The sequence below is a fragment of the Chromobacterium alticapitis genome, from assembly GCF_002924365.1.
GTDB classification, from domain to species: domain Bacteria; phylum Pseudomonadota; class Gammaproteobacteria; order Burkholderiales; family Chromobacteriaceae; genus Chromobacterium; species Chromobacterium alticapitis.
Genome location: NZ_PQWB01000042.1, coordinates 37,542 through 58,741 on the forward strand (window position 1 = coordinate 37,542; position 21,200 = coordinate 58,741).

General features: G+C 59.8%; 18 protein-coding genes. 12 read left to right on the plus strand and 6 right to left on the minus strand.

The window, feature by feature from the left end; genetic code table 11:
• Positions 1–6: 6 nt before the first annotated feature.
• The 9 genes from C2I19_RS21760 to bcaP all read left to right on the plus strand — a co-directional run bounded on the left by C2I19_RS21760 (position 7) and on the right by bcaP (position 14,131).
• A complete protein-coding gene (locus tag C2I19_RS21760; RefSeq protein WP_146056790.1) occupies positions 7–420 on the plus strand; it encodes a hypothetical protein in 414 nt (137 codons plus the stop codon).
• A gap of 953 nt (positions 421–1,373) precedes the next feature.
• A complete protein-coding gene (locus tag C2I19_RS11045; protein WP_103902750.1) occupies positions 1,374–1,787 on the plus strand; it encodes a hypothetical protein in 414 nt (137 codons plus the stop codon).
• Between the two features lie 7 nt (positions 1,788–1,794).
• Complete coding sequence (locus tag C2I19_RS11050) at positions 1,795–5,733, plus strand: calcium-binding protein (protein ID WP_146056791.1); 3,939 nt, start codon at positions 1,795–1,797, stop codon at positions 5,731–5,733.
• A gap of 76 nt (positions 5,734–5,809) precedes the next feature.
• Positions 5,810–7,042 (plus strand): glycosyltransferase family 4 protein, encoded by a 1,233-nt coding sequence (locus C2I19_RS11055; protein ID WP_199181150.1) that lies wholly within the window; start codon positions 5,810–5,812, stop codon positions 7,040–7,042.
• Positions 7,043–7,422: 380 nt separating this feature from the next.
• Positions 7,423–8,877 (plus strand): PTS system trehalose-specific EIIBC component, encoded by a 1,455-nt coding sequence (treP, locus tag C2I19_RS11060; protein WP_103902800.1) that lies wholly within the window; start codon positions 7,423–7,425, stop codon positions 8,875–8,877.
• A complete protein-coding gene (gene treC, locus C2I19_RS11065) occupies positions 8,870–10,519 on the plus strand; it encodes an alpha,alpha-phosphotrehalase (protein WP_103902752.1) in 1,650 nt (549 codons plus the stop codon). Before treP ends, treC begins: the two co-directional genes overlap by 8 nt.
• 105 nt (positions 10,520–10,624) lie before the next feature.
• On the plus strand, positions 10,625–11,890 hold the full coding sequence (locus C2I19_RS11070) for a carbohydrate porin (RefSeq protein WP_103902753.1): 1,266 nt from the start codon (positions 10,625–10,627) through the stop codon (positions 11,888–11,890).
• A 109-nt stretch (positions 11,891–11,999) separates the two neighbouring features.
• Positions 12,000–12,464 carry a hypothetical protein gene (locus C2I19_RS11075; protein ID WP_146056792.1) on the plus strand — a complete coding sequence of 155 codons (465 nt, stop codon included), beginning with the start codon at positions 12,000–12,002 and terminating at the stop codon, positions 12,462–12,464.
• Between the two features lie 269 nt (positions 12,465–12,733).
• On the plus strand, positions 12,734–14,131 hold the full coding sequence (gene bcaP, locus C2I19_RS11080) for a branched-chain amino acid transporter BcaP (protein WP_103902755.1): 1,398 nt from the start codon (positions 12,734–12,736) through the stop codon (positions 14,129–14,131).
• A gap of 65 nt (positions 14,132–14,196) precedes the next feature.
• Here bcaP and C2I19_RS11085 read toward each other — a convergent pair whose 3' ends face one another.
• The 6 genes from C2I19_RS11085 to C2I19_RS11110 form a co-directional block, all read right to left on the minus strand.
• The gene (locus C2I19_RS11085; RefSeq protein WP_103902756.1) at positions 14,197–14,937 is read right to left on the minus strand and encodes a hypothetical protein; all 741 of its coding nucleotides are present in this window, start codon (positions 14,935–14,937) and stop codon (positions 14,197–14,199) included.
• Positions 14,938–15,139: 202 nt separating this feature from the next.
• Complete coding sequence (locus C2I19_RS11090; RefSeq protein WP_146056793.1) at positions 15,140–15,628, minus strand: AAA family ATPase; 489 nt, start codon at positions 15,626–15,628, stop codon at positions 15,140–15,142.
• Between the two features lie 209 nt (positions 15,629–15,837).
• A complete protein-coding gene (locus tag C2I19_RS11095) occupies positions 15,838–17,295 on the minus strand; it encodes a DegQ family serine endoprotease (protein WP_103902758.1) in 1,458 nt (485 codons plus the stop codon).
• A 123-nt stretch (positions 17,296–17,418) separates the two neighbouring features.
• On the minus strand, positions 17,419–18,051 hold the full coding sequence (gene nth / locus C2I19_RS11100; RefSeq protein WP_103902759.1) for an endonuclease III: 633 nt from the start codon (positions 18,049–18,051) through the stop codon (positions 17,419–17,421).
• Complete coding sequence (gene rsxB, locus C2I19_RS11105) at positions 18,048–18,818, minus strand: electron transport complex subunit RsxB (RefSeq protein WP_103902760.1); 771 nt, start codon at positions 18,816–18,818, stop codon at positions 18,048–18,050. The genes nth and rsxB overlap by 4 nt, the downstream gene beginning before the upstream one ends.
• A 26-nt stretch (positions 18,819–18,844) precedes the next feature.
• Complete coding sequence (locus C2I19_RS11110; RefSeq protein WP_103902761.1) at positions 18,845–19,771, minus strand: LysR substrate-binding domain-containing protein; 927 nt, start codon at positions 19,769–19,771, stop codon at positions 18,845–18,847.
• A 107-nt stretch (positions 19,772–19,878) separates the two neighbouring features.
• On the opposite strand from C2I19_RS11110, the gene C2I19_RS11115 reads away from it, so the two are divergent.
• Genes C2I19_RS11115 through C2I19_RS11125 form a run of 3 tightly spaced genes read left to right on the plus strand, consistent with a single transcriptional unit; the run spans position 19,879 to position 21,159 of the window.
• Positions 19,879–20,193 carry a carboxymuconolactone decarboxylase family protein gene (locus C2I19_RS11115; RefSeq protein ID WP_103902762.1) on the plus strand — a complete coding sequence of 105 codons (315 nt, stop codon included), beginning with the start codon at positions 19,879–19,881 and terminating at the stop codon, positions 20,191–20,193.
• A gap of 10 nt (positions 20,194–20,203) precedes the next feature.
• Entirely contained in the window at positions 20,204–20,611 is a 408-nt protein-coding gene (locus tag C2I19_RS11120) for a tautomerase family protein (RefSeq protein WP_103902763.1), read from the plus strand.
• Positions 20,605–21,159, plus strand: a complete 555-nt coding sequence (locus tag C2I19_RS11125; RefSeq protein ID WP_103902764.1) for a DUF4865 family protein — start codon at positions 20,605–20,607, stop codon at positions 21,157–21,159. The genes C2I19_RS11120 and C2I19_RS11125 overlap by 7 nt, the downstream gene beginning before the upstream one ends.
• Positions 21,160–21,200 lie beyond the last annotated feature (41 nt).

Here is a 21,200-nt window from a genome sequence, read left to right on the forward strand (position 1 = left end):
TTGTGCGTGATGTTTGCAATTTTAGCTGTGGAGGCTCTCATGCTTGTTAATTCTAAAACAGCTATTTTATTGATGCTTTCTTTGATTTATGTTCAGACCTTCTCTGAAGGTGGGCAGTTGCTTTATATGATGCATGACATTTGCGAAAAACTAATCTATCCATCATTGATTAATAAGGGCCTATGTAGGAGTGTGAATGATTGTGATAAGAAAGATTATGTTTTTGCAACTAGCACCTCTGACTCGATTCGTATAGCACTGTATGGTGTGGTTGATAAGGGCTTAATTGCAGAAGTAGTGAATAAGTTAAATTCTAATAATTATCCTGTTTCATATGTGACTTTTTATAAAGAGCCGCACCAATTAAATGGCAGCATCTTATTAACTCATACTGTTGTGGCAAAATATAGATTGAGGTGATTTTATGAGTAACTATCCTCTGGCATAGCCTATAAGCAATCCAATCTCCTCAGTCGTCATAAAGTCTTACATTGGGAATGGCAGGAAAAATAGGGGACAGACCACGATTTTCGGTGAGGGAGGGATGTGTTGTTGCTTTGATTGATCGTAAATCGTGGTCTGTCCCTTATTTTCTCGTTAGGTGGGATATATGCCCTATGGACAAGTTTTCTTAGAAGTGTTCAACTAGTTTATGCTGTTTTTTGTCATGTTTTTAGAGTTTTGAAAAATTTTTAATTTTATTTTTTGAATTGCTAGGCTCATTTTAGCGGTGGAGACATTTATGTTTTCTAGGGTTCGGGTGATTCTATTATTGATTCTTGCTCTCTTTTGTGTGAGAGCATTTTCTGGTGATGGGCAGTTGCTTTATTTTCTAGATGAGGTTTGTAATAAATCGATTTTTCCCTTTATGGTAGAGAATAAGTTGTGCAGCAATAACATAGATTGTAGAAGTCGGGAAGTTGTATTTGCGACAAGTACCTCAGATGAAATGCGGATGGCTGTATATGGAGTGGCTGATAAAAAATAATAGATGGAATTGTGAATAGAATTAAAATTTCTGAAATACCTGTTTCAACAATTGTTTTTTATAAGGAGCAGCATAGAAGGAATTGGAATTTTTCTTTTTTATACACGGTTATTGCTAAGTATAAATTTAAATGAGGTGAAGCTACGAGTGTATATCATATTGCAAGTCCTGTTGACAGAAAAAGAAAATAGGGGTAGGTCACGATTTTCGGTGAGGAGGATGTGTTGTTGCTTTGAGCGATCATAAATCGTGGTTTGTCCATTCTTTCTTATTTGTTTTAACGTTAATCAGACTTAATATATTTAAATCCAAAGCAAGGAAATTCGTTTTAATTGGGCATTGTTTAAAAGGCTCAGGTTCTTTTTGCTTCTGATCGGGAGTGGGTATGACTCAATTTTTTTTTACGTATAGAAAGATGATTGGTAGATTGAAGTTTTTTATTGTCGTGGGTTTGGTGGCTATTCTTTTTCCTATTTTTTCGGTTGCAGGTAGCGGGCAGTTAATGTATATGGTCCACGATCTAAGTGATAGAGTGATTTTTCCTATCTTAATAGATGGTGGTGTGTGTAAAAACAATAAAGACTGCAAAGAGAAGGATATTGTTCTCGCAACTAACTCTGATGATGAAGTATTTATCTACGTTTATGGCGTGTCGAATACGGAGCTGATATTGAAGATTGTGAGTAAGTTAAAGAAAGAATCTAATCGAGTCAAGACGATTACTTTTTTTAAAGAGGCTCATGGTGAAAGTTTTTTGGACTTATTTCACACTGTAATTGCTAAGTATAACCTTAAATAGGTGTCTTATGGGAAAGAAATATAGCCCTGCTAGGCCGATTAATTTTCCAATTGATCATGTTGTTATTAAGTCCTACGTTGGTGGGCAGGATGAAGGGTGGATTCCTCATACTTTTCTTGAGGTCTATGATAAGAATGGAAATTCTTCTGATTTTGGATTCGCGCCAGATCCATCAGGATTGCTAGGGGCTGGTAAAATATTTGACAATCAGGGGCATGCTTGGTCGGATAGAACTGATTCAATATACTTGAATGATAGTCAGGCAGGTAGACTTGCTGACTACATTAATCAGTCTATTGAAAATCCCCCGTTTTATAATCTTCCTAATGGCAATCAGTGTGATGTATGGGCAGTTGCAGGTGTGTTGGGCTCATTGACGGGGGTCGATATTTCAAAGCAAATGCTTGCGGGAGGTATTGATTTGGGTGTGGCGGGTGTTGTGGAAACGGCAGTATTGAATCCATATACTCAGGCTTTATGGGATACAGCGTGGAAGGCAATGAAGGAAGCCGTGGGGGATATAAATAAAAATTGGAATAGTATCAAAAAAAATTTCCATGACTTATTTCAAGGATCTGTCTTTGACAGCAGCTGGGACCCTCTCGTCATCGATCTCACCGGAACGGGTATTCACACCCTTGGATCAGACCAGTCCGGCGTGATGTTCGACACCAACGGCTCCGGTAATACCGAGCAACTGGGGTGGATTGCGCAAGGAACCGGTTTGTTGGTGTATGACCCCAATGGCGCCGCCACGCTGACCAGCGGCACCCAGCTGTTTGGCAACAGTACCTTGCTGCCCGATGGGAAATATGCGCTGGATGGTTTTCAAGCGCTGGCCGCGCTGGATAAAAGTGGCAGCGGCCACATCGACGCCAGTAATCCGGAGTTTGCCAATCTGCGCATCTGGGTGGGCGCACCCGGCAATGGCAGTAGCAATAGCGCCTTGGCTACCGGTAAAATGATGACGCTGAAGGAGTTGGGCATTGTAGATATTTCACTGCATGCCACCAAAACTTGGGCGAATACCGGCGGCGCCGAGCACATGGCGAATACGGAATCCTCTTACGCGGTGGTGACTTGGGCAGATGGCCACACCACGACGATGGGAGACATCAACTTCGCCGCAGATCCTTTCTATCAGCACCTCAAGCCCATCGGCCCCTTGTCCGATGCGGTGAAAGTTTTGCCGGAAATGGCAGGCTGCGGCCCGGTTTACGACACCCAGCAGGCGGCACAGAAATCCCCAGCCTTTGCCGACATGTTGAAAAAATACAGCGCGCTGACCAGCCGCGCCGACCAGGTTTCCATGCTGCCGCAGTTGCTGAAAGCCTGGGCGGACAGCAGCGATTTCAAAGGGCTGATGGCGAGAAATGATTGGGATATTGCTTCCAATAATTACGTCTATGTCTTTGATAGTACCAAGATGTTTGCCGGGCAAAACCCTAGCAATCCCTTGTCTCTGCTTGCGGGCGGCGGCATCCCGCTGCAAGACCGGGATCAATGGTCCGACGTTTACAAGCAGATGGCGGACATGGTAGGCGTGCTTGAGGTATTCAATGGCCAAGCATTATACGAGCCCAGCCAGACAGACCTGATGTGGGGTCGGCATGCGGATGCCATCCACGTAGCCTTGATCTCCGGTGGTGGCGGCAGTGGCGATGGAGGTGGAAAAGCGGGCATCAAGCTAGGCGCTACCTATAAAATTGAAGTCAATGCCCAGCAAGTGGCTAACCTGCAACAAAGCTACCAGGCCCTGGAACAGAGTGTATATGAGGGTTTGCTGATGCAAACCCGGATCAAGCCTTACCTCGATGCCATTAAATTGAATATCAATCCCAAAACTGGCGCCCAATTCGATCTGTCTGGTTTAGATAAAATTCTTGATAACAAATATGCGGCCAATCCTATTGATGCTACGCTAGATTTGCTGGAGCTGACGGCCTATGGTCGGGATATGCTAGTGGCCACGGGATGGGATATGGCGACTAAACTAGGGCATTGGATCAGTGATTTGACTGCAAATGGCTCGTGGCAGAAAATATCCGCGCAGTTGCAGGATGGTCTGGATTCTCTGATTCATATTGACAAGGACGGTAAGTTTTCTCTGACGGATGCCCAAGGGAATGCGATCTACATCGCAAAAAGCGGTGACGATACGCTTCAAGGCGGTAGCGGGCATAATATATTATACGGTGGCAGCGGCAATACCATCATGTATGGCGCGGGGACCAGCAATACCTTCTACGGCGGCACCGGGCACGACACCATGCTCAGCCAGGGAGGCTGCGCCACATACATTGGCGGCAGCGGCTTTGATGTCATGGGCAGCAACGATTGCCGCAGCGCTACCACGACAGGACATACCACCGACGATAAGGGCAATCTCATCGGTAGTACCTATATCGCAGGCACTGGCGGCGGCATTATGTATGGTAGCGATGCCAACAACCTTTACCAGCTATCCCTGGGTTGCGGTTCGGATTCCATCTTCAGCGCCGGTTATAGCTGGTATGGGGATAACGGTATGGCAAACCGCAATGTCAACAATGTGCTGAAATTCGGGCCAGGCATCAGTGCCGGCAATATTTGGGCGGAGACCAGTGGCATTGATCTGATTCTGCACTATTCCGACAAAGATGCCGTCACGTTGAAGGAGTGGTTTGTCATTTCAGTGCAGCCTGTGCAAACAGTACAGTTTGCCGATGGCAGCTCAATGAATATCAAGGATTTGCTCAACAGTTTGTCTTTCAGTGCAGGCCACGCTGCCAATGGCGTGATATATGGGGTAGGCAAGCAAGAAAACCTGATGGCTGGCGATGGCAATGTTTCAGTGATGGGGGGCAATGGCGATGCCACATTGACTGGTGGATCCGGTAATGACTCCTTATATGGCGGCACGGGATCCAACACCTTCCATGGCGGCAGCGGCAATACCATCATGTATGGCGCGGGCGCCAGCAATACCTTCTACGGCGGCACCGGGCACGACACCATGCTCAGCCAGGGAGGCAGTGCCACATACATTGGCGGCAGCGGCTTCGATGTCATGGGCAGCGATGATTGCCGCAGCGTTACCACGACAGGACATACCACCGATGTCAAGGGGAATCCCATCGGCAGTACCTATATCGCAGGCACTGGCGGCGGCATTATGTATGGCAGCGATGCCAACAACCTTTACCAGCTATCCCTGGGTTGCGGTTCGGACTCCATCTTTAGCGCCGGTTATAGCTGGTATGGAGTCAACGGCATAGCAAACCGCAATGTCAACAATGTGCTGAAATTTGGCGCTGGTATCAGCGCCGATAAAATGTGGGTGGAAAATCGCGGCATTGATCTGATCCTGCACTATTCCGACAAGGATGCCGTGACTTTAGCAGAATGGGCGGTTATCTCCGTGCGCCCGGTGCAGACCGTACAGTTTGCCGATGGCAGCTCAATGAGCATCGACACCCTGTTGAGCAAGCTGCCCGTGCAGATTAACGGCACAAATGGTGTCTTCACCGGTGTCGGCGCAAACGAGTTGATGAAGTCTGATAGCCAGAACGACACGATGACGGGCGGCGCGGGTAATGTCAGCTACGAAATCTCCTCAAACGCCACGCACGTGACGATCAACAACGCGGCCAGCGGCGCTGGGCATGCCAGCTCGGTGCTATTCGATAGCGCATCCAGCAATCAATTGTGGTTCCAGCATTCCGGCAATGATTTGCTGGTAAGCGAGATTGGCACCACCACGCAAATCGACATCAGCGGCTGGTATGCCGGCGATGCCAACCATGTGCAGCAATTCCGAGCCTCGGATGGCAAGGTCCTGCTGGACAAGCAAGTGGATGCGCTGGTGAGCGCGATGGCCGGGTTTGCGCCGCCAGCGGCGGGGGCGGCCTTGCCGCAGAACGCGCAGGACGCGCTGCAGCCGGCGCTGGCGGCGAACTGGCACTAAGGGGGGCATCCGGTTGATGCACTATGGCGAGGGGCTGCGGCCCCTCGTTTTTGCGTGACGAGAACAAGATATTGCCGTGAAAAAATTGAAGCTGTTGTTCATTCATCAAAATTTCCCTGGACAGTTCAGCCATTTGCTGCCGCAGGTATGGAAATCGCATCAGGTAGAGGCGATGGGCCTGGGGGAGCGCCGCTGGGTCGGCGCGCATTTGAACCGGCTGCCGGCCGGCTTGCCGGTGCTGGCTTATGACATGCCGGAGGCGCCGGAGGCGGGGATGGATCCCTTCCTGCAGACCTGCGCGCAGGCCGTGGCGCGCGGCAAGCAGGTGGCGGTGTCCTTGCTGCGCTTGCGCGCGGAAGGCTTCACGCCGGATGTGGTCTACGCGCATCCGGGCTGGGGGGAATCTTTATTCGTCAAAGACGTGTTCCCCCAGGCGCGGCTGGCGCATTACTGCGAGTTTTTCTATCGCGCGGATGGCCTGGATGTGGGCTTTGATCCAGAGTTTCCGGACAGCTTTGAGGACAGGCTGAAGCTGCGCGTGCGCGCCAGCCATCATTTATTGAGCCTGGATGCGATGGATCTGGGCATCAGCCCTACGCAGTGGCAGCGGCAGTGCTTTCCTGAGGCGTATCGAGACCGCATCGCGGTGGTGCATGACGGCGTGGATACGGATGCGGTCAGGCCGGACCCCCATGCCGCGCTGCGGCTGCCCAATGGCCGGGTATTGACGGCGGCCGACGAGGTGGTGACTTTCGTCAACCGAAACCTGGAGCCATACCGGGGCTTTCATTCCTTCATGCGCGCTTTGCCGCAGCTGCAAAGGCAGAGGCCGGACGCGCAAATCCTGATCGTTGGCGGAGACGAGGTGTCCTACGGCAGGCAGGCGCCGCCCGGCTATTACCGGCAGCGCATGCTGGACGAGGTGGGCGCCGGCCTGAACCTGGAAAACGTCCATTTCCTGGGCAAGGTGCCGTATGCCGACTACCTGCGCATGCTGCAAATCTCCACGGCTCACGTCTATCTGACCTATCCCTTCGTGTTGTCTTGGTCCATGCTGGAGGCCATGGCCTGCGGCTGCGTGGTGGTTGGCTCGAAAACACCGCCGGTGGAGGAGGTGATAGCGGATGGGGAGAATGGCTTGCTGGTGGATTTCTTCTCGCGGCAAGCCATTGCCGATACGGTTGCTGACGCCTGCGCGCGGAGGGCGGTGTTGTCCGATCTGAGAGCGGCCGCCAGGCAGACCGTTCTGGAGCGCTTTGACCTGCGGCGGGTGTGCCTGCCGCGGCAACTGGCTTTGCTGGGCGTATAGGTTTTGCAACGACGTAGCCTGGATATTTCCATGATGTTTGCGACCAGGCGGAACTCCCGGCTTTGCCGGGATTCCGCCCTACGGGAGGCGGTTCTGTAGGGTGGATGCCCCGCAGGGGCGATCCACCGTTGTGTGCAAAATAGATGAATGAGACAGGCCCGGCGCGGAGTGATCCGCCCGGGCCTTCGTCTTTTCGCTGTTGCGAAATGGCGGCAGTCGGTTTGACTTTTCACAAACTCGTACAGACGAGCATTGACCATCTCGTATGTACGAGTTAACTTGCCTCCAGTTGTGATGCGGACAATCACCACAAACAGGCGGATTTCCGGCATGGTGGCCGGATGCGAACCCACCGCCGCGACCAGGGACAGGGAGGGATGATGAGTCAAAACTATCAAGCGATCGCCGCGCAGATACTGCAAAACATCGGCGGCGCGGCCAATATCCGCCAGGCGGCGCACTGCCTCACCCGGCTGCGCATTTCATTGCATGACGAGTCCAAGGTGCAGGGCGACGCGCTGCGCCAGGTGGAGCTGGTGAAGGGCCACTTCAGCAATGCCGGGGTGTTTCAGATCGTCATCGGCGCCGGAGATGTGGACCGCGTGTATGCCGAGATGGTGAAGCAGGGCGGGGTGGCTCGCGCCACCATCGCGGAGGTGAAGGCCTGCGGCGACGCCAAGCAGAACCGGCTGCAGCAACTGGTGAAGGTGTTTTCGGACGTGTTCATGCCTATCTTGCCGGCCATCATCATCGCCGGTTTGCTGATGGGCGCCAATAATCTGCTGGGCGCCAAGGGCATGTTCATCGAAGGCAAGAGCCTGCTGGACGCCTATCCGGGCCTGTCCGGACTGTGGGGGCTGATCAATATGATGGCCAACACGTCCTTTGTCTTCCTGCCGGCGCTGGTGGGCTGGTCCGCCGCCAAGCGCTTTGGCGGCAGCGAGATTCTGGGCATCGTGCTGGGCCTGCTGCTGGTGCATCCGGACCTGCTCAATGCCTGGAATTATGGCAAGGCTGCGGCGGGGCTGGATGGCGCGTCGGTGCCTTACTTCGACCTGTTTGGCCTGCATATCGAAAAAGTGGGCTACCAGGGCCAGATTCTGCCCATCCTGGCCGCCGCCTGGGTGATGTGCCGCGTCGAGCTGTGGCTGAGGCCTAGGGTGCCCAACGCGGTGCAGCTCTTGGTGGTGCCGATTGTCACCATCGCCATCAGCGGCTTCCTGGCGCTGGCGGTGATCGGCCCCTTGGCCCGCCATCTGGGCATCGCCGTCACCGACGCGCTGGTCTACGTGTTCAACCTGGCGCCGTGGCTGGGCGCGGCATTGTTCGGCGCGCTGTACGCGCCGCTGGTGCTGACCGGCATGCACCACATGTTCATCGCGGTGGACCTGCAGCTGATTTCCAGCCAGGGCGGCACCTTCATCTGGCCGATGATCGCCTTGTCCAATATCGCCCAGGGCAGCGCCGCGCTGGCCATGTTCTGGCTGGCCCGGAGCGCCAACGACAAGAATATGGCGTCGACCTCCGCGATATCGGCCTTCTTCGGCATCACCGAGCCGGCGATGTTCGGCGTCAATCTGCGCCACAAGCTGCCGTTCTACGCGGCGCTGGCCGGCTCTTCCTGCGCGGCGGTGCTGATCAGCCTGGGGCACGTCAAGGCGTCGGCGATCGGCGTCGGCGGTTTGCCTGCCTTCATCTCCATCATTCCGCAGTACATCCCGCTGTTCCTGGCCGGCACGCTGGTGGCCTTGGCCGTGCCGTTTGGCCTGACCTGGCTGCTGGCGCGCCGCCAGTTGGCCGCGGCCGCCCAAGCGGAGGCCGCGCAGCATGCCTAAGGACATGAAACGGGCGGTGGTCTACCAGATTTACCCCAAGAGCTTCAGCAGCCATCGCAACCAAGCCACCGGCGACCTGCTGGGGGTGGCGGACCGGCTGGACTACCTGGCCTGGCTGGGCGTGGACTATCTGTGGCTGACGCCGTTCTACCGCTCGCCGCAAAACGACAACGGCTACGATGTCAGCGATTATTACAGCATCGACCCGGCCTACGGCAGCATGGAAGACTTCGAGCTGCTGCTGGCCGAGGCCAAGCGGCGAGGCATCGGCGTGATGCTGGACATCGTGGTCAACCATACCTCCACCGAGCACGCCTGGTTCCAGCAGGCGCTAAAGGGCAGGGACAATCCCTACCGCGACTTCTACATCTGGCGCGACGCGCCCAACAACTGGCAGTCTAAATTCGGCGGCAATGCCTGGGAGAGGGACGAGGCCAGCGGCCAGTATTATCTGCACCTGTTCGACAAGACCCAGGCCGATCTCAACTGGGAAAACCCGGCGCTGCGCCAGGCGGTGTTCGAGATGATGCGTTTCTGGCGCGACAAGGGCGTGGCCGGCTTCCGGCTGGACGTGATCAATCTGATCTCCAAGGACCCGGCCTTTTCCGAGGACGACAGCGACGGCCGCCATTTCTACACCGATGGTCCGCGCGTGCATGAATACCTGCAGCAGATGCACCGCGAAGTGTTCGACGGCCATGAGCTGATGACGGTGGGCGAGATGTCGTCCACCTCGCTGGAGCACTGCATCGCCTACAGCCGGCCGGACCGGCGCGAGCTGAGCATGACCTTCAACTTCCACCATCTGAAGGTGGATTATCCGGACGGCGAGAAGTGGCGGGCGGGCGAGGTGGATTTCATCGCGCTCAAGCGCATCCTGTCGGACTGGCAAACCGGCATGCACGCCGGCGGCGGCTGGAACGCGCTGTTCTGGTGCAATCACGACCAGCCGCGCGCGCTGTCCCGCTTCGGCGACGATGGCCGCTACCGGACGGAGTCCGCCAAGATGCTGGCCACCGCGCTGCACGGCCTGCAGGGCACGCCCTACATCTATCAGGGCGAGGAGATAGCCATGGCTGATCCCGGCTTCAGCGACGTCAGCCAGCTGCGCGACGTGGAAAGCCTCAACGCCTACCGCCAGCTGCTGGCGGAGGGCTATGCCGACGCCGAAGCGATGGCGGTGATCCGCCAGCGCTCGCGCGACAACGCCCGCACGCCGATGCAGTGGGACGACAGCCCCAACGCCGGCTTCAGCGCGGCCGAGCCGTGGATAGGCGTGGGGGCTGACGCGGCCGAGATCAATGTGGCAGCCGCCATCGGCGATAAAAACTCCGCCTTGCACCACTACCGGCGCTTGATCCAGCTGCGCAAGCAATACCGCGTGTTCGCCGACGGCGATTACCGCTGCCTGACGCCGGACCACCCCAGCCTATGGGCCTACACCCGCCGCGGCGACGATGAAATGCTGCTGGTGATCAGCCACTTCGGCGCCGACAACATCCATTACCAGCCGCCGCCGGACGCCGTGCCGGAGGGCTGGACCTTGGAAGTATTGTTGTCCAATTACCCGCCGCAGGCCCTTGGCCAGTTGAGGCCCTGGCATTCGCTGCTGTACCGGGCCGCCCCGCCAGCCGCGACCTAACACCCCCGCCAAGACTCGCCCCGCCATGCCAGCCGTGAGGCCGGCAGGGCGGAGCTTTGCCCGCGGAAAACGGGCGCTATCACCCATTGGGACAAGGAGACGAAGATGAGGACAAAAACCATCAACTGGCTATGCCTGCTATTGCCGCTGAGCGCCAGCCTGCCGGCCTGGGCCGACCCGGCACCTGCCGCGCCGGCGCCGCAGCTCAGCGCCGAGCAATTGAGCGGCGCGGTGAAGCAGGCGCTGGACGAGATGGGCTTTCAGTTCGACGGCTATATGCGCAGCGGCTTTTACGGCAGCTCGGGCGACAATCAGCCCAAGAGCCAGTACCAGCTGGGCGGCGATCTGCAGCACTTCCGCCTGGGCAATGAGGGCGATACCTATATCGAACTGGGCATAGGCAAGAAATGGACGCTGGGCAACGGCGTCAGCTGGGGCGCTTACGTGATGCCCACCATCTACAACGGCAAGACCAGCGCCTCGCAAGTTTACGGCTACATCAGCGGGCTGGAGTTCGCACCCAATCTGACGCTGTGGGCCGGCCAGCGCTACCACCGCATCCAGGACATCCACATCGTGGACAACTGGCTGATGCAGGACGGCGACAATTACGGCGCAGGGGTGGACGGTATCGCCATCGGCCAGGCTAAGCTCAATCTGTCCGTCTCCTCGTCCGGCAACTACGCCAACGACAACGCCACGCTAAACAATGCGCGCCGCGCCAACTTCCAGCTGGCCGGCATAGCCACTAATCCGGGCGGCAAGCTGACCTTGACCGGCGCGGCCATCAGCGGCGATTTCGCCATCGGCAAGCCGGGCGCGGCGCTGGGCCTGTTGCACAATCAGAAGGATTTTCTGGCTCAGGGCGTCAATAATTCCTTGTTCCTGCAGACGTCTACCGGCCATGCCTCGCTATCCGGCCAGTTCTACAATCTGGACAATGCTGGCGCGGCGCAGGCCGGCGCGCGGCAGAGCCGCATCGCCGATGTGCTGGACTGGCAGCGCGGGCGCTTTGGCGGCCAGGCGGTGATGGGCTGGCAGACGGCCTCGCCGGACAATGCGGCCAAGTACCTCGATGCCACTTTGGGCGGCCGGCTGTCCTATGGCGTGGCGGCCAACGTCAAATTGTTGACAGAAATCGGCCTGACCAGCCGCGACACCGACAATCAGCCGCAGCAGCGCTTGAACAAAGCGACGGTGGCGGTGGCTTTCGCGCCCAATACGGACTTCTGGACCCGGCCGGAACTGCGGGTGTACGCCAGCCATTACAACTGGAACAACGCGGCGGCGCAGGCCAATCTGACCACGTTCGCCGCCAATGGCCGCACCCACGCCAATACCTTCGGCGTGCAGCTGGAGGCCTGGTGGTAAGCCAGGTGTGATGCTCTGGGTCTGGATAAACGGTGCCGCGACGCGAGTCGCGGCACTTTGTTTTGGGGCGGCTGTCTGTACTGGATATCGCATGGATTGGGAGAAGGGCATGAGGCTGGTTTTGGCCGGCGGCGCGGCGGTCGGCATGTTATGCGCTGGTCTGGCATGGGCGGGCGGCCAGGCGGCTTCCGCGCCAGCGGCGGCCGAGCGCAAGGGCGTCATGCTGGAATGCCTGCCCTCCGGCAATGCGGCGAGCGATTGGCGCGGCTGGATCGCCACGCGGCTGGCGCTGCGCGGGCTAGAGGAAGGCGCGCGGCCGGCTTGGCGCTTGTGCTTTGCCGAGAGTCTGGACCAGCAGTGGGTGGCCCAGCCGCCAGGCTGGCGCCATGACGGCTATTGGCGCGATCCGCCTTATCGATTGGAAAGTTGGCCGGCGCTGAGCATGACCGTGCGCGACGCGGATGGGGCGGTGTTCTGGTCCGGCCGCGAACGCCTAGGGGAGGGCGCTACGCCGCGCGAACAGCGGGAGAGGGCTGCGCGCCGGCTGCTGGAGCGCATGCCTTTGCCGCAGTAGTTGAATATAAACGAATTCTGAATTTTTCAGATTTGACCATTGCTGTTTTCCCGTATTGTGGCGACGTCCTCCTGCTGTACTATCGAAGGCCTCCGTAGACATGGCCTGCGTAAATAAAAGACAGGCCGGCGCGGAGGGACAAATCAGATCACTTTACAGCCTATCCGAGTATGAGGCGCCCGCCTGGACAGCGGGCGTCTCGTCGTTTCAGCGCGGCCGCTTTGCGTCCGCGCCGACCGGTGACGGCCACCATACGGGACAGTAAGACAATGAGTTTGATGCGCAAGAAGAGCGTCCAGGGCATGCTGGCTACCGCTCAGACTTCGCGCGGGCTGCGAAAAGAGCTCTCCGCGTTTGACCTCACCATGCTGGGCATAGGCGCCATCATCGGCACCGGCATCTTCGTGCTGACCGGCACCGGCGCCACCATCGCCGGCCCCGGCCTGGTGCTTTCCTTCGTCATCAGCGCCTTCGCCTGCGGCTTCGCGGCGTTGTGCTATGCCGAATTTGCCTCCATGCTGCCGATTTCCGGCTCCACCTACACCTATGCCTATGCCACCCTGGGCGAGCTGATCGCCTGGATCATAGGCTGGGACTTGCTGCTGGAATACCTGCTGGCCTCGTCCGCGGTGTCCGTGGGTTGGTCCGGCTACTTCCAGAGCCTGCTGGCCGGCTTCGGCGTGAGGCTGCCGGAGGCGCTGACCGCAGCCGCTGGCTCCGTGCCGGGCAAGGACACCTTGTTCAATCTGCCGGCCTTTTCCATCGCCATGATCATCACCGCGCTCTTGGCCTTCGGCATCAAGGAATCCAAGCGCGTCAACAATATCGTGGTGCTGATCAAGGTGGCCGTGGTGCTGCTGTTCATCGCCATCGGCGTGTGGCATGTCAAGCCGGCCAACTGGCAGCCGGCGCTGCCCTTCGGCTTCTCCGGCGTGTTCCACGGCGCGGCCATCGTGTTCTTCAGCTTCATCGGCTTCGACGCGGTGACCTGCGCGGCGGAAGAGGTGAAGAACCCGGCCAAGGATATTCCGCGCGGCGTCATCTGGTCGCTGGCCGTGTGCTCCATCCTGTACGTGGTGGTGGCCGCCATCATGACCGGCATCGTGCCCTATCTGCAGTTCGCCGGCGTGGACCATCCGGTGTCGCTGGCCCTGCAAGTGGCCAAGCTGAACTGGTTCGCCGGCTTTGTGGACCTGGGCGCCATCCTGGGCATGATGACCGTGATCCTGGTGATGACCTATGGCCAAACCCGCATCCTGTTCGCCATGAGCCGCGACGGCCTGCTGCCCAAGATCTTCTCCGACGTGAACCCGAAATACGGCACGCCGTACAAAGCCACCTGGCTGATCGGCACCGTGATCGCGCTGATCGCCGGCCTGGTGCCGCTGCACACGCTGGCCGAGCTGGTGAACATCGGCACCCTGGCCGCCTTCACGCTGATCGCGCTGTCGGTGATCGTGCTGCGCAAGCGCGAGCCGGACCTGCCGCGCAAGTTCGTCTGCCCGGCCGTGCCGTTGATCCCGGGCCTGGCCATCCTGTTCTGCGGTTTCCTGATGACGCAGCTGTCGCTGCTGACCTGGACCTGCTTCGCCATCTGGCTGGTCATCGGGCTGGTGGTGTACTTCGGCTACTCGCGGCGCAATTCGCTGCTGCACAATCCGGCCTGATCCGGCGGATGGAATGAAAAAGGGCGAGGCCGATGGGCCTCGCCCTTTTTCGCATGGAGCCGGCCTTACGGCGCAGAGGCGGCGGCGGTGTCCGTCTTGGTCATCGAGCGGATCAGTTCATCGGCCAGCATTTCCGCGCTGGCTTTCAGGCCGGAGTAGGCTTGGCCGATGTCCTTGCTGAGCGCCTCATAATCTTTGAATACATACGGGGAATCCCCCTGCGCGGCATTGGCTACGCGCACAAACTGCAAGGGTTTGGCATCCGGATGGTCATGATCGTACACGGTTACCACCACCTTGCTGAGCGGTTTGTATGGGTCGGTGGAGCTGGGCGCGAAGTAAGAGGTATTGAGTTTGTCCAGCACGACCAGTTTGTGGGTGCTGAGTTTTGACGCGTCGAAGCGGTATTTGAGCTCTTTGTCGTTGCTTTCGCTTTGCACGTCGTCGAAGCTCGCCACCTCTATCCCCGCCGTTTTCATGTCTTGCTCCAGCCTGTTGCGGAAGGCCTGCTGCAGGGTAGGCTGTTCAGGATGGGTTTGCAGATAGGCGTGATAGGCTTCTTGCAGGCTGCTGCTTTGCGATTTCATCTTGGCGACCGCCGCCGCGACATACAGGACGCCGAACAGCGTATAGCCGGTGGTGTTGAAGCTCACTTGCGGCAACGCGTCGTCGGTTTGGCGGAACAGCGACACCTGTTTTTCGCCAGCCAGTTGGCCACTGCCGATTTCCTGAGTCGTTTCAGTCTGGGCGAGGGTGGTTTGCGCCGCCAGCAGACCTAAAGCGGCTATCCATAGCTTGCGTTTCATATTTTCCCTTCCAATTGATTTGAGTTTTGGTTGCTGCTTTGGAATGTCAAATGATTTGCCGGCTCATTGTAAATGAAAAGCTACTACGGGGTATCTTGGCACGTGTCATTTTTGTCGTGAGCCCGTGAGGAATGAAAAAAAGCGAGACACCGGAGGCTCGCTTTTTTCATGGCGCTGTTTGGGGCTGCGGCGGAGGAGGGCATCAGAAGTGATAGGCATCGACTTCGATGACTCGACTGAAGCCTTCATCGAGTTGCGGCGGCTGCCATAGCGATTGGGTGTGATGAATGATGGTTTCCGGCACTTGTTGCGATGGCGGCCGCTGCGCATTGCGCGCCAGGGCCAGCGGCAAGGGCGCGTTGAGCCAGACGGCGATGGCTGGGCTGCCCGCGCTGCGCGCATAGTCCAGCGCTTTGCCGCGATGCTGGGGCGAGGGCAGGGCTGCGTCGAAGAAGATCATCCGCTCGCCCTGCGCGGGGTCTCGCCGGCGCACCCAGCTGCTCTTGCCCGATCCTTGCAGGCCGCAGACGACGCAGAGCGTGAGCCGGCCCTCTCCGTGGAGCAGCTGCCGTTCCAGCTCGGCATAGGCAAGCGCCCAGGCTTGTTTGCCTTGCTCTGGCGTTGGCAGTTGCTGATCGGTCCGATGCAGAAAATGATCCGGATTGATATGGTTGGCGGCGTGGGGCGACATATTCGTGGTTTCGATCAGGCTCGCGCGAGCCGCCTTGGCTTGCGTGATGGCCCGACGCAGGCGGATGGCAGCAGCAGCCAAAAGCCGGAGACCGTCATCAGCGCGACGCCATGCAGCTTGCTCCTGGTATCAAGCAGGGGCGGTCCAGGCTGAATGAAAAACGCCGTCCACCTTGCGGATGGACGGCGCCGCGAGCGGAGCGCGCCGGCTTAGTCGGTGCGCAGCGCGATGAACAGCACGGAGTCGCCGCGCTTGACCAGCAGGGCGGCATGGCCGCCAGAGCTGGCCAGCGCTTTTTCGAAGGCGGTGATGCTGGTGATGTCGTTCTGGTTCAGGCCCATGATGATGTCGCCGGGCTGCAGGCCGGAGCGGGCCGCTGGGCCTTGCGACTTCTGGATCAAGAGGCCGCCGCGGATGCCGAGATCGGCGCGCTGCTCGCTGGTCAGCTCGGACAGCGTCAGGCCCAGCTTGCCGAATTGGTAGCCCTGCGGCGTTTCGCCGCTGGCAGGCTTGGCGTTGTTTTCGTTGTCCGGCGCCTGCTCCACCAGCGTCGCTTCCATGGTTTTTTCGAAGCCCTTGCGCCACACCACCAGCTTGATCTTGGTGCCGGGGCCGAGCGAACCCACCAGCATGGGCAGGTCCTTGGAGCTGTCTATGGCCTGGCTGTTCATCTTCAGGATGATGTCGCCGGGCTGCAGGCCAGCCCTGGCGGCCGGTCCCTTCGGGTCCACCCGGACCACCAGCGCGCCGGCCGGGCGCGGCAGGCCGAAGGACTGGGCCAGCTCCTGCGTCACTTCCTGGATATTGATGCCGAGCTGGCCGCGGCTGACCTTGCCCTTGGTCTTCAGCTGGTCGGCCACTTGCATCGCCAGGTCGATCGGGATGGCGAAGGAAATGCCCATGAAACCGCCGGAGCGGCTGTAGATTTGCGAGTTGATGCCGACCACTTCGCCGCGCAGATTGAACAGCGGGCCGCCGGAGTTGCCGGGGTTGATCGCCACGTCGGTCTGGATGAAGGGCACTAGGGTCTCGTCCGGCAGGCTGCGGCCCTTGGCCGAAACAATGCCGGCCGTGACGGTGTTGTCGAAGCCGAAAGGCGCGCCGATGGCGGCCACCCATTCGCCCACCTTCAAGTCCGCCGGACTGCCTATCTTGACCTCCGGCAGATCGGCCGCCGCCACTTTCAAGAGCGCGACGTCGCTGCGTTTGTCCAGCCCCACCAGCTTGGCGCGCAGCTCGCGCTTGTCGGTCAGCGTGACGCGGATCTGGCGGCCGTCGGCCACCACGTGGGCGTTGGTCAGGATGTAGCCGTCGCTGCTGATGATGAAGCCGGAGCCGTAGGAGACGCTATCTTCCTGCTGTTGGTCCTGCGGCGGTTGATTAGGCATGAAGCGGCGGAAAAAGTCGTACAGCGGGTCGTCTTCCGGCACTGGCAGCTGGGAGGCGCTGCTGGGCTGCGGCGAGGCGTTCTCGCGCGAGGCCTGGATATTGACCACGGACGGGCCGTCGCGGGTGACCAGTTGGGTAAAATCGGGCAACAGCATGGCTACGCGGCCATCCTGCTGAGCGGGAATGGCTACGGGGGCAGGCTGGCTGCTGCCTTTGACGAACTGCTCTATCCGGTCGCAGCCGGACAGTAGCGAGGCCGCGAGCAGGGCGCCGGCCATGATGCGGAGACGGGTGGTCACGGGCGATCCTTTTGGGCTGATGCGGGAAGATAAATGAGGGCGGTTGTGCTTTTTTGCAATTGGCTTATTTTCATCTGCGCCCAGTTTCTCTCTCCATTTTTATCATAACGGTTTTGCCGGATATTCGCAGAGGTCCGCGATGACGCAGTGCTGACACTCCGGCTTGCGCGCCTTGCAGATGTAGCGTCCATGCAGGATCAGCCAGTGGTGGGCGTCCAGCTTGAACTCGGCCGGCACGAACTTGAGCAGCTTGTCCTCCACTTCGCGCACATCCTTGCCCGGCGCGATGCGGGTGCGGTTGGACACGCGGAAGATGTGGGTGTCCACCGCGATGGTGGGCTGGCCGAAGGCCGTGTTCAGCACTACGTTGGCGGTCTTGCGGCCGACGCCGGGCAGCGCCTCCAGCGCTTCGCGCGTTTGCGGCACCTCGCCGCCATGCTGTTCCAGCAGGATGCGGCAGGTGGCTATCACGTTCTTGGCCTTGGTCTTGTACAGGCCTATGGTCTTGATGAAATCGGCCAGGCCCTCTTCGCCCAGGGACAAAATGGCCGCCGGCGTGTTGGCGACCGGATACAGCCGGCGCGTGGCCTTGTTGACGCCGACATCGGTGGCCTGGGCCGACAGCAGCACGGAGATCAACAGTTCGAACGGCGTGGCGTATTCCAGCTCGGTGGTTGGGTGCGGATTGGCTTCGCGCAGGCGGCGGAATATCTCCAGGCGTTTGGCTGCGTTCACTCTTGGTCCTTGTCGGCTTCTTGCTGGGCGGCTTTCATCGCGGCGGCGCGCTCCATGGCGGCGCGGATCACCGCCATCTTGTCCGAGGCGGTGGTGGCGGCCACCGGGGCCTGCTGCTTGGCGCGTTCCATCGCCTTGCGTATCAGCTCGTTCTTGTCCAGCGCCGCGGCGGCCGGCGTCGGCGTTTCGACTTGGGCTGGCGCGGATGCCGCCGGGGCCGGCACGGCGGCGCGTTCGGCCAGCCGCCTGGCTTTGTCCGCGGCGTCGCGCGCCTTGCGCGCCTGGCGGGCGTCGTAACGCTTGCGGGCCTGGGCGGCGCGCGCCATCACCCGTTCGCGTTTGGCGTCATCCGGGTCCGCCACCGGCACCAGATCGATGCAGTCCACCGGACAGGGCGCCAGGCAGAGCTCGCAGCCGGTGCACTCGTCGGCGATGACTGTATGCATCAGCTTGGCCGCGCCCACGATGGCGTCGGCCGGGCAGGCCTGGATGCACAGCGTACAGCCGATGCAGCTGTCTTCTCGTATCACGGCCAGCGCGCGCGGCTTGGGTTGCGGGCCGGCCGGGTCGAAGGCGACGACGGGCAGGTTCAGCAGTTCCGCCAGCGCGCGGACGCCGTCCTCGCCGCCCGGCGGGCAGCGGTTGATCGGGTCGCTGCCTGCCTCCAGCGCTTCGGCATACGGGCGGCAGCCGGCGTGGCCGCACTGTCCGCACTGGGTTTGCGGCAGGAGGGCGTCGATCCGTTCGACGAGGGGGATGACGGTCATGCTGTCGGATTCCGCTTCAAAAACCGCTAATTATCGTCGTTAGCCGCATTCGCTTCAACACCCGGACGGTCAAGCGCCTGGACGACGCGCGCTTCCAGGCTGTCCAGCAGGATGCGGCGCAATTGCTCGGCCTGCGGCGGCAGCGGCGTCTGGGCGCACCGTAGCGCCAGCTCCAGCCGCGGCAAGGGAGGCAGGCCGGCAAAGGCGGGGGGCAGCGGCTGAAGATCGGCGGGAAGGCCCAGGGCCGAGCGCGCGCTGATCCCCAGTCCGGCGCGCACGGCAGACCACAGTCCGGCCAGGCTGCTGCCGCTGACGGCGATGCGCCAGGGCCGGCCGGCCTGGTCCAGCGCGTCGCAGGCCAGGCGCCGCACCAGGCAGGGCGCATCGAACAGAACCAAGGGCAAGGACCGCCCATCCGCCTGCGGCGGCGGGCCTGCGGGAGCTATCCAATGCAGCGGGATCTGCCCCAACTGGTCTTGATGGGGCCAGGGCGAGCCGTCGCTCCACAGCAGGGCCAGGTCCAGCTGGCCGGCTTGCAGCGCGCGCTGCAACTCCAGGCTGCGTCCCACCCGCACCTCGACATGCACCTCCGGGCAGGCGCGGGCGAAGCGGCCCAGCACATGCGGCAGCATGCCCTCGCCGAAATCTTCGGCCAGGCCCAGCCTTGCGCCGCCGGACAAGGCCGCGCCGCGCACGGCCTGCAACGCCTCGTCGTTCAGCTCCAGCAGCCGGCGGGCATAGGACAGCAGGGTTTCGCCGGCCGGCGTGGGCGTCAGGCCGCGGCCGTTCTTTTGCAGAATCGGCGCGCCGGCTTGTTCCTCCAGCTTTTTCAGCTGGGCGCTGACGGCAGAAGTGGAGCGGTGCAGCCGTTCGGCGGCGCGGGCGAAGCTGCCCAGCTCCACGCCGCAGGCGAAACTATGCAGCGCGTCCAGATCGAACAAAGGCTTGCGCATTAACTATCCTGAATTTTGGGATGGACTATGAAAATATATGCGATTTTCAGCATGGATGGCTAGGGCTATAGTCAGCGCGTCTCTTCTCCGCAGCCAAAGGAATCCCCATGTTTTCCGCCCCCGAAGCCCTGCCGCGCCTCGCGCCCAAGCTGGACCAATTGACGCGCGAAGTCTTGTTCGACGATGTCTGGAAGCGAGGCGCGCTGTCGCCGCGCGAGCGCAGCCTGATCACGTTGGCCGCCGTGCTGGGCCAGGCCCGTCCGCATGCCCTGGATTTCCACTTGCGGCGTGGGCTGGACAATGGTTTGCGCGCCGAGGAACTGGGCGAGCTGCTGACCCATCTGGCTTTCTATGTGGGCTGGCCCTCCGCTACCGCCGCGCTGGAGCAGCTGGATGCCGTTCTGACCGACCTATCCCGTTAAGGAGAACGTCATGCCCTATGTCCGCATTTCCCTGCTCAAAGGCAAACCGCCGCAATATCTGCGCGCCTTGGCCGACGGCATCCACCAGGCCATGGCGGAATGCTTCGACGTGCCGCCGGCCGACCGTTTCCAGCTGGTCCATCAGCACGAGCCGGGCGAGATGATTTTCGACCGCGACTACGCCGGCGGCCCGCGCTCGGATGATTTCGTGCTGGTGGCCATCCAGACCGGCAAGCCGCGACCGGCCGAGGCTAAGGCCGCGCTGTACGCGCGCATGGCGCAGGTGCTGCGCGCTGCGCCGGGTTTGTCCCCGGCCGACCTCATAGTGGTGATCGCCGACGGCGATATGGACAACTGGTCGTTCAGCCATGGCCGCATGGCCTCCACGCTGAGCGCGCGGGAGCTGCAACGATGCTGACCATGCAATATCGCATTGCGCTGCCGGCGGATTATCCGATGGATATCATCGAGCGCCGCATCGCAGAGAAGGGCCATTTGACCGACGGCCTGCCGGGGCTGGCATTCAAAGCTTATCTATATAGCCTGAAACCGGAGGGAGGGGCCAACGCCTACGCGCCGTTCTATCTGTGGCGGACGGCGGAAGGCATGCGCGACTTTCTGTCTGGACCGGGCTTCGCCGCGCTGAGCGAGTCGTTCGGCCGGCCGGCGGTTCACAGCGCCGTGGCCTGGTTCGGCGAGTGGAAGGATGACGCGACGCAGGCGCGCCATGCTGTGATCGAGCGCTTATCCATGTTGGCCGTCGAATCTTTGGCGGTCCGGCGCGCAGCCGAGGCGGATTGGGGACGGACGCGGTTGCAGGACGCGAATATGCTGGCGCTGGCAAGCGCTTTCGATCCCGGCACCTGGTCACTCACGCGCATCGCTCTGTTGCGAGAGGCACCGGACTATCGCGCCCCTGGTTGCGAGCATTACCGTGTGGGTCGGGTATCGCTGGGCGCGGAGTGATGTGTGTAGGGCAGATGCCCCGTTTGCGGGGCGATCTGCCA

What these genes read in the sequence shown, in the direction of transcription:
- C2I19_RS11045 (WP_103902750.1), top strand. Translation starts at nt 1,374, where the DNA reads ATGACTCAATTTTTTTTTACGTATAGAAAGATGATTGGTAGATTGAAG.
- treP (WP_103902800.1), top strand. Translation starts at nt 7,423, where the DNA reads ATGAGTCAAAACTATCAAGCGATCGCCGCGCAGATACTGCAAAACATC.
- C2I19_RS11095 (WP_103902758.1), bottom strand. Translation starts at nt 17,295, where the DNA reads ATGGCCGGCGCCCTGCTCGCGGCCTCGCTACTGTCCGGCTGCGACCGG.
- C2I19_RS11125 (WP_103902764.1), top strand. Translation starts at nt 20,605, where the DNA reads ATGCTGACCATGCAATATCGCATTGCGCTGCCGGCGGATTATCCGATG.
- C2I19_RS11120 (WP_103902763.1), top strand. Translation starts at nt 20,204, where the DNA reads ATGCCCTATGTCCGCATTTCCCTGCTCAAAGGCAAACCGCCGCAATAT.
- C2I19_RS11115 (WP_103902762.1), top strand. Translation starts at nt 19,879, where the DNA reads ATGTTTTCCGCCCCCGAAGCCCTGCCGCGCCTCGCGCCCAAGCTGGAC.
- C2I19_RS11075 (WP_146056792.1), top strand. Translation starts at nt 12,000, where the DNA reads ATGAGGCTGGTTTTGGCCGGCGGCGCGGCGGTCGGCATGTTATGCGCT.
- C2I19_RS11070 (WP_103902753.1), top strand. Translation starts at nt 10,625, where the DNA reads ATGAGGACAAAAACCATCAACTGGCTATGCCTGCTATTGCCGCTGAGC.
- bcaP (WP_103902755.1), top strand. Translation starts at nt 12,734, where the DNA reads ATGAGTTTGATGCGCAAGAAGAGCGTCCAGGGCATGCTGGCTACCGCT.
- C2I19_RS11110 (WP_103902761.1), bottom strand. Translation starts at nt 19,771, where the DNA reads ATGCGCAAGCCTTTGTTCGATCTGGACGCGCTGCATAGTTTCGCCTGC.
- C2I19_RS11050 (WP_146056791.1), top strand. Translation starts at nt 1,795, where the DNA reads ATGGGAAAGAAATATAGCCCTGCTAGGCCGATTAATTTTCCAATTGAT.
- rsxB (WP_103902760.1), bottom strand. Translation starts at nt 18,818, where the DNA reads ATGACCGTCATCCCCCTCGTCGAACGGATCGACGCCCTCCTGCCGCAA.
- treC (WP_103902752.1), top strand. Translation starts at nt 8,870, where the DNA reads ATGCCTAAGGACATGAAACGGGCGGTGGTCTACCAGATTTACCCCAAG.
- C2I19_RS11085 (WP_103902756.1), bottom strand. Translation starts at nt 14,937, where the DNA reads ATGAAACGCAAGCTATGGATAGCCGCTTTAGGTCTGCTGGCGGCGCAA.
- C2I19_RS11090 (WP_146056793.1), bottom strand. Translation starts at nt 15,628, where the DNA reads ATGTCGCCCCACGCCGCCAACCATATCAATCCGGATCATTTTCTGCAT.